At 65.2% G+C, this 6,491-nt stretch carries 7 protein-coding genes and 1 pseudogene; 7 read left to right on the top strand and 1 reads right to left on the bottom strand.

From position 1 onward, the window contains the following. From GJ632_RS05910 to GJ632_RS05880, 7 genes and pseudogenes are all read left to right on the top strand, one after another. Window positions 1-331 (top strand): annotated as a pseudogene (locus GJ632_RS05910) (glucose dehydrogenase); the annotation flags it as partial. Then, entirely contained in the window at window positions 315-956 is a 642-nt protein-coding gene (gene gfcR / locus GJ632_RS05905; protein ID WP_089805660.1) for a transcriptional regulator GfcR, read from the top strand. The pseudogene GJ632_RS05910 and the gene gfcR, both read left to right, overlap by 17 nt. 67 nt (window positions 957-1,023) lie before the next feature. Then, window positions 1,024-1,365 carry a glutaredoxin gene (locus GJ632_RS05900; protein WP_089805663.1) on the top strand — a complete coding sequence of 114 codons (342 nt, stop codon included), beginning with the start codon at window positions 1,024-1,026 and terminating at the stop codon, window positions 1,363-1,365. Between the two features lie 218 nt (window positions 1,366-1,583). Then, complete coding sequence (locus tag GJ632_RS05895) at window positions 1,584-2,147, top strand: hypothetical protein (protein WP_191452389.1); 564 nt, start codon at window positions 1,584-1,586, stop codon at window positions 2,145-2,147. A gap of 292 nt (window positions 2,148-2,439) precedes the next feature. Next, window positions 2,440-3,411, top strand: a complete 972-nt coding sequence (locus GJ632_RS05890) for a phosphoadenosine phosphosulfate reductase family protein (protein ID WP_191452388.1) — start codon at window positions 2,440-2,442, stop codon at window positions 3,409-3,411. A gap of 230 nt (window positions 3,412-3,641) precedes the next feature. Then, window positions 3,642-4,595, top strand: coding sequence for a phosphoadenosine phosphosulfate reductase family protein (locus tag GJ632_RS05885; RefSeq protein WP_191452387.1), 954 nt, complete (start codon window positions 3,642-3,644; stop codon window positions 4,593-4,595). A gap of 76 nt (window positions 4,596-4,671) precedes the next feature. Next, the gene (locus tag GJ632_RS05880; RefSeq protein ID WP_089805674.1) at window positions 4,672-5,391 is read left to right on the top strand and encodes a diphthine--ammonia ligase; all 720 of its coding nucleotides are present in this window, start codon (window positions 4,672-4,674) and stop codon (window positions 5,389-5,391) included. Between the two features lie 32 nt (window positions 5,392-5,423). Here the strand turns inward: GJ632_RS05880 and GJ632_RS05875 are convergent, their stop codons facing one another. Continuing rightward, window positions 5,424-6,383: a sugar phosphate nucleotidyltransferase gene (locus GJ632_RS05875; protein WP_191452386.1), complete on the bottom strand. Its 960-nt coding sequence runs from the start codon at window positions 6,381-6,383 to the stop codon at window positions 5,424-5,426. Window positions 6,384-6,491: the final 108 nt, after the last annotated feature.

The raw sequence follows: 6,491 nt of genomic DNA, 5'->3' as shown, positions 1-6,491 counted from the left end.
CGCGAAGCACGCCTTCGAGAGCATCTACGCGCTGGCACCGAACGGCGTCGCCGCCCTCCTCGGTGTCCCCGGGTCGTGGGAGTTCGAGGTGGACGGCGGCGAGATACACCGGGAGATAGTGTTGCACAACAAGAGCGTCGTCGGCAGCGTCAACTCCCACGTCAAGCACTTCGAGTCGGCGGTGGACACCCTCGCGGAGTTCCCCGAGTGGTTCACCGACGCACTCGTCACCGGCGTCTACGACTTGGACGAGTTCGCGGCGGCATTCGAAGACGACGACACCACTATAAAAACCGCCGTACAATTCAGCACGTATGAAGAACGTCGATGACCTCATCGCGAGTGCGGCCGAACTCGCGGACCGAGGTCTGTCGAAAGGTGAGATCGCCGACGAACTGAACGTCTCTCGCGAGACGGCGAGTTGGCTCGTGGACCGAAGCGGCGCGTCGAGTCCCGAGCAGACGGACGACGCCGGCGGGACGAGCGGTCCGCAGGACATCCACGTCGACTGGAGCGCCATCGGCCGGGACTCCAAGCGCATGGGGTACATCGCCCACGCGATGGCCGACCTGTTGCAGAAGGAAGGCGAGGACGTGGACCTGACCATCGGCATCGAGAAGGCCGGCGCACCCCTCGCCACCGTCGTCGCGCGGGAACTCGACACGGACCTCGGGTCGTACGCGCCCGCGAAACACCAGTGGGACGAGGGCGACATCGACGAACTCGGCGGGTCGTTCTCGCGCAACTTCGCGCAGATTCGCGACCGGGAGTGCTACGTCGTAGACGACACCGTCACCTCCGGCACGACGATGACGGAGACCATCGACGCCATCCGCGAGGAGGGCGGCGAACCGGTCGCCTGCGTCGTCATCGTGGACAAACAGGGACTCGAAGACATCGACGGCGTCCCCGTCTACTCGCTCATCGACGTGGTCGGCGTCGGCCGCGAGTCGTAGCGCTCCGGCCCTCGCCTCGGCCTCCGACGACGCAACCCCTTTGTCGCGTCGTCGCCTATCCCGGGACATGACCTTCGAACCCGGGAACGACCTGTCCGAAGCGGACGTCCGAGAGCGAGTCGAGGAACTCATCGAGTCGAACGACGTCGTGTTGTTCATGAAGGGCAACCAGTTGATGCCGCAGTGCGGCTACTCCGCGCGCGCCCTCGAACTCATCGGCAAGCACCGCGAGTCGTTCGAGACGGTGGACGTGCTCCCCGCCCTCGACGCCTACCGCGCGGCCCTGAAGGAACACAGCGGCTGGGAGACCATCCCGCAGACGTACGTGGACGGCGAGTTCGTCGGCGGGAGCGACATCCTCTCGGAACTGGACGAACGCGGCGAACTCGGCGAGACGCTGTCCGCCTGAGACGAGGATTCGACGCCCACGACAGACGCTGAGGCGGTCGAAAACACCTTCAGACGCCCCGGAACCTAAGCCCCGTCCGGCGGCGTTCGGAACGACTTCTATTTCGACTCGATACACCGAATCAAAGAGTAGGCCATATATGTTCGCAGGCCCTACATGCACACAGGTATCGACGTCGCGCCGCCGCGCGTCACAGCACTCCGATACTGTTTCCAACAATGTCAGGCCGCGTATACCGACTTCATTCGACGCTCGAACTGCCACTGGAAGATGTCATGGAGTACTTCGAGAACGACCCCGACCTCCCGCCGGAGGTCGAGGACGTAGAGGTGACCCGCCGGAACAACACGCTCATCCTCAAGGCCGTCGCGGCCGACGACAATCTCAGCAAGTACACTCCGACGGCGCAGCTCAAAGCGAGCGTCACGGAGAACCGCGTCTACGAGGAAGAACCTCCGCGTGCGGGTGCCCCGAAGTGGGGCGAAGAGGAGGAGGAGATTCCCTCCGAACTCGTCGAGTTCGCCTGCTTCAAAGGCGACCGCGAGACGGTTCTCCAGAACACCGCCCTCCAGTACCCGATGTTCCTCGTACTCACGGAGATCGCCAAAATCTCCGAGAAAGGGACGCTCACCGCCATCACCGAGGCGGACGGCGACCTGCACGCGACGCGTATCGTCGAGGGGGAAGAACGACCGGCGAGCATCGAGGTCGTCGAGAACCCCTCGAAGGGTGGGTCCGGCGGCGGCGGCGTCAACTGGCGCGACAACAAGTTCATCAGCTAACGCGCAGGCGGAACGCTCATCGGTCGGCCGGTTTTGCGGGCTGTGATACACGTGTCAGCGGACGCAGAGCTCTTCGTTCGAAAGCCGCATCCGTCGGGTGGCCGTCCGTTCTGGTCGGCGACCGCGCGACAGAATCCGTCCCCTCGATTCGACCGGGACGCGAGCACCGCTCCCCTCGACCGGTCGCACTGGCTGACGCCGACCGGGGCAGACTGACGGGAGTCGACAGTCACTCCCACGGCGTGCGCAGGGCAAAAGACACTTTACCCCGCTAATTAGATGTAATTACTGTATGGCAGAAGGCTTCCCCGACTATCTCGACGTCGACTACAGCGACGGCGAAGGAGAGACTCCCGAAGACTATCCGAGCATCCAGCACAAGATAGAGAAGGCCATCGAAGTCACGAAGAAGGGCCTCGAAGAGTACGAGAACCCCGTCGTGATGTGGACCGGCGGGAAGGACTCGACGCTCTGCCTCTACTTCATCAAAGAGGTCGCCGAGAAACACGGCTACGACGTGCCGCCGGCGGTGTTCATCGACCACTACCAGCACTTCGACGAGATTCACGACTTCGTCGACAAGTGGGCCGACGAGTGGGACCTCGACGTCATCTACGCCCGCAACGAGGACGTGGGCGCGTACGTCGACGAACACGGACTCGAACCGGGCGACGACATCCCGGTCGACGAACTGTCCGAGCACAACCAGCACCACATCCGCAACCTGCTGGAGTACGAGGACGACACGTTCCCGTTCCTGCTGGACACGTACGTCGGCAACCACCTCCTGAAGACGGTGGCGCTGAACGACGCCCTCGAAGAGTACGACGTCGACGGCGTCATCTCCGGCGTCCGCTGGGACGAACAGGAGGCGCGCGCGGACGAGACGTTCTTCTCGCCGCGTCACGACCCCGACATCTACCCGCCGCACGACCGCGTCCAACCCATCCTCCAGTTCGACGAAGCGTCGGTCTGGCAGGCCTTCTGGAACTTCGTCGTGCCGGACACCGTCGAGGACTTCCCCGAGGACGGCTACGTCCCGCAGTCGGCCGACGACCTGCCGAACGGACTGACGCAGGACGACATCCCCGTCTCGCCGAAGTACTTCGCCGGCTTCCGGTCGCTCGGCAGCGAAGTCTCGACGGACAAGACCACCGAGGAACCGGCGTGGCTGCAGGACATGGAGAACACGACCGAGCGCGCGGGCCGCGCACAGGACAAAGAGGACCTGATGGAACGCCTGCGCGACCTCGGCTACATGTAACTCGGCGGCACGCTTCCGGCACCCGCCGGCGTCCGTTCGGTCGGACGTGACGCGCGTGCGCCGACTCGCCCGCAGAACAGACGTTCTCGAAGCCCAGACCGTCGCGGTTCGCCGACTGCAGCGACGTGGTCGGTCGATTTTTCTTCGAGAGTCGCGCCCGACGCGACTGACCCGTGCGAACAGATAGCCACGCAAAGGTAGATATCGTGGTCGCGCGATATACGTTCACGATGTCTTCCACGTTCCCCTCGTACGTCTCGCTCGATTACGACGCCGGCCGCGGCGAGAGCGCCGCCGACTACCCGACGCTCGAAGACAAGATTGCCAACGCCGCCGAGGTGACCCGGCAGGCACTCGAACAGTACCGCCGCCCCGCGGTCATGTGGACCGGCGGGAAGGACTCCACCGTCGTCCTCTACGTGGTCCGCGAAGTCGCCGCCGAGATGGGCGTCCCGGTGCCGCCCGTCGTCTTCATCGACCACTTCGAGCACTTCCCCGAGACGGTGGCGTTCGTCGAACGCTGGGCCGACGAGTGGGACCTCGACCTCGTCTTCGCCCGCAACGAGGACTTCGTCCGCCTCGACGCCAGTCCGGGCGACGAGATTCCCCTCGCGGACCTCTCGGAGACGAACCGCCGCGAACTCGAACGCCTCGACTACGAGGGCGACACGCTCACCCTCGACGCCGACACCTTCGAGGGCAACCACCTCCTGAAGACCGTCGCGCTCAACGACGTCATCGCGGACCGGGGCTTCGACGGCATCTTCTCGGGCGTCCGCTGGGACGAACAGGAGTCCCGCGCCGAGGAGACGTTCTTCTCGCCGCGCCACGACTCCGAGAAGTACCCCCCGCACGACAGAGTCCACCCCATCCTCCAGTTCGAGGAGGCGGACATCTGGGCCGCGTTCTGGGAGTTCATCGTCCCCGACGCCGCGCCGGGCTACCCGGTCGGTCACGTCCCCGAGAGCACCGACGACCTGCCCGAGGGGGTCGCGGCGACGGACATCCCCGTCTCGCCGAAGTACTTCGAGGGCTTCCGGTCGCTCGGCACCGAGTCCGGGTCGGCGAAGTCCGACGACCGGCCCGCGTGGGTGCAGGACCTCGGCGCGAGCACGGAACGCGAGGGGCGCGCGCAGGACAAGGAGGACCTGATGGGCCGCCTCCGCGACCTGGGGTACATGTGAGTCGGGCGCGGACGGGCGCGAACCCGTAGCGGCCGAACCGGAGGCGATATACGAACCAGCGCTGTACGGTCCCCTGATGACCGAATCCGGCGACTGGGTCAGTCTCTTCTCGGGCGGAAAGGACTCCTCGTGGGCGCTGTACCGCGCGCTCGAAGCGGGCCTGAACGTCACTCGACTGCTCACCGTCCACCCCGGCGACGACTCCTACATGTACCACGTCCCGGCGACGCACCTCGCGGCACTCGCCGCCGAGAGCATCGGCATCGAACTCGTCGAGGTGACGCCCGACGACCTGGGGGCGGCGGAGGCGACGGACTCCGGCGACCAGGGCGACGCCGAACTGGAACCGCTCGAAGCGGCACTCGAAGACCTCGCCGCGGAGATGGACCTCGCGGGCGTCACCGCGGGGGCCGTCGAGAGCGAGTACCAGACGAACCGCATCCAGGGCATGTGTGACCGGCTCGGAATCGACCTGTTCGCACCGCTCTGGCAGGAGGACCCCCGCGAACTCGGCGTAGCCATGATAGACGCCGGGTTCGAGATACGCATCGTTCAGGTCGCCGCGCACGGACTGGACGAGTCGTGGCTGGGGCGGACGCTGGACCGCGACGCACTCGACGAGTTGGTCCGACTCAACGAGGAGTACGGCGTCCACGTCCTCGGCGAGGGCGGCGAGTTCGAGACGTTCGTCACCGACGGGCCGCACATGTCCCGCCCCGTCGAACTGGAGTACGAGACGGTGTGGGAGGGGACGCGCGGCCACCTCGAAATCACGGACGCGCGTCTCGGCGAGTAGGGTCGAGAAAGAACCGGGTCGTCGTCGCTCGGCTATTCGAGGTGCGAGTGCGCGCCGATGAGGGCGTTCGAGAGGTCGAGGTTCTCGATGTGCGTGTCCTCGTCGACGATGGTGCCGCGGATGTCGGCGTCGCGGATGATGGAGTCGCGGAAGATGACCGACCGCTCCAGCGTCGAGTGCTCGACGACGCTGTTCTCCATCACGTAGACGTTCTCGCCGAGTTCGGAGTCCGTCACCGTCGCCGTGTCGTGGACGAAGTTCTCGCCGTCGAGGTACCACGACACCGCGTCGAGGTAGCTCTCGGCCGTCCCGATGTCGAACCACGCGCCGTCGAACGTGAACGCGTGCACGTCGCCGCGGTTCTGCAGCCACTGGAGGAACCAGCCGGGTTCGTCGGGGTTGTTGCCGTCTTCGAGGTACTCGTCGAACTTCGGCAGCGTCTCCGCCGGGAACGCGTAGCAGGCGATGGAGACGAGCGTGCTCTTGGGGTCGTCGGGCTTCTCCTGGAAGTCGACGACGCGGTCACCGTCGAGTTCGACCAGTCCGTACGACTTCGCTCGCTCCTTCGACCCCACGTCGTAGGCGGCGAGACACGGCGTCCCCTTCTCCTCGAAGAAGTCCACGAACTCCGCCACGTCGAACGAGAGGAGGTTGTCGCCGGCGATGACGACCATGTCCTCCTCGACGCCCTCGCGGTCGATGAGCTGTTCGAGCGCGCCGACGACGCCGAACTTCTCGTCCTCTGCGACCGTCTCCTCGACGGAGAGCGTCGGCTTCTCGAACGACGAGTCGGCGAGGTACTCCTCGAACGTCTCCGCGAAGCGCTCGTTGGTGCTGACGAACACTTCGGAGATTCGGTCGTCCTCCTCCAAGTCCTCGAATATCACGTCGATGACCGTCTCTTCGCCCACCGGCAAGAACATCTTCGGCCGGTGCTTGGTGATGGGCCAGAGTCGCGTCGCGTAGCCTCCTGCAAGGACGACAGCCTTCATGCACGGAATGACTTACCGCGGTATCAAGTTCTTTTCCCATCTTCCCCAGTCGGTGATACGTTGTCTCGGATGCTGAAAGCCGTGTGAGAACGGGACACTTCCGGATGC

This window comes from Halogeometricum sp. CBA1124, from assembly GCF_009741955.1.
Classification (GTDB): Archaea; Halobacteriota; Halobacteria; order Halobacteriales; family Haloferacaceae; genus Halogeometricum; species Halogeometricum rufum.
This window is presented reverse-complemented; position numbering and strand designations above follow the sequence as displayed.

Bases quoted from the DNA above. Each gene is read 5' to 3' on its own strand.
- gfcR (WP_089805660.1), top strand. From the start codon at position 315: ATGAAGAACGTCGATGACCTCATCGCGAGTGCGGCCGAACTCGCGGAC.
- GJ632_RS05900 (WP_089805663.1), top strand. From the start codon at position 1,024: ATGACCTTCGAACCCGGGAACGACCTGTCCGAAGCGGACGTCCGAGAG.
- GJ632_RS05895 (WP_191452389.1), top strand. From the start codon at position 1,584: ATGTCAGGCCGCGTATACCGACTTCATTCGACGCTCGAACTGCCACTG.
- GJ632_RS05890 (WP_191452388.1), top strand. From the start codon at position 2,440: ATGGCAGAAGGCTTCCCCGACTATCTCGACGTCGACTACAGCGACGGC.
- GJ632_RS05885 (WP_191452387.1), top strand. From the start codon at position 3,642: ATGTCTTCCACGTTCCCCTCGTACGTCTCGCTCGATTACGACGCCGGC.
- GJ632_RS05880 (WP_089805674.1), top strand. From the start codon at position 4,672: ATGACCGAATCCGGCGACTGGGTCAGTCTCTTCTCGGGCGGAAAGGAC.
- GJ632_RS05875 (WP_191452386.1), bottom strand. From the start codon at position 6,383: ATGAAGGCTGTCGTCCTTGCAGGAGGCTACGCGACGCGACTCTGGCCC.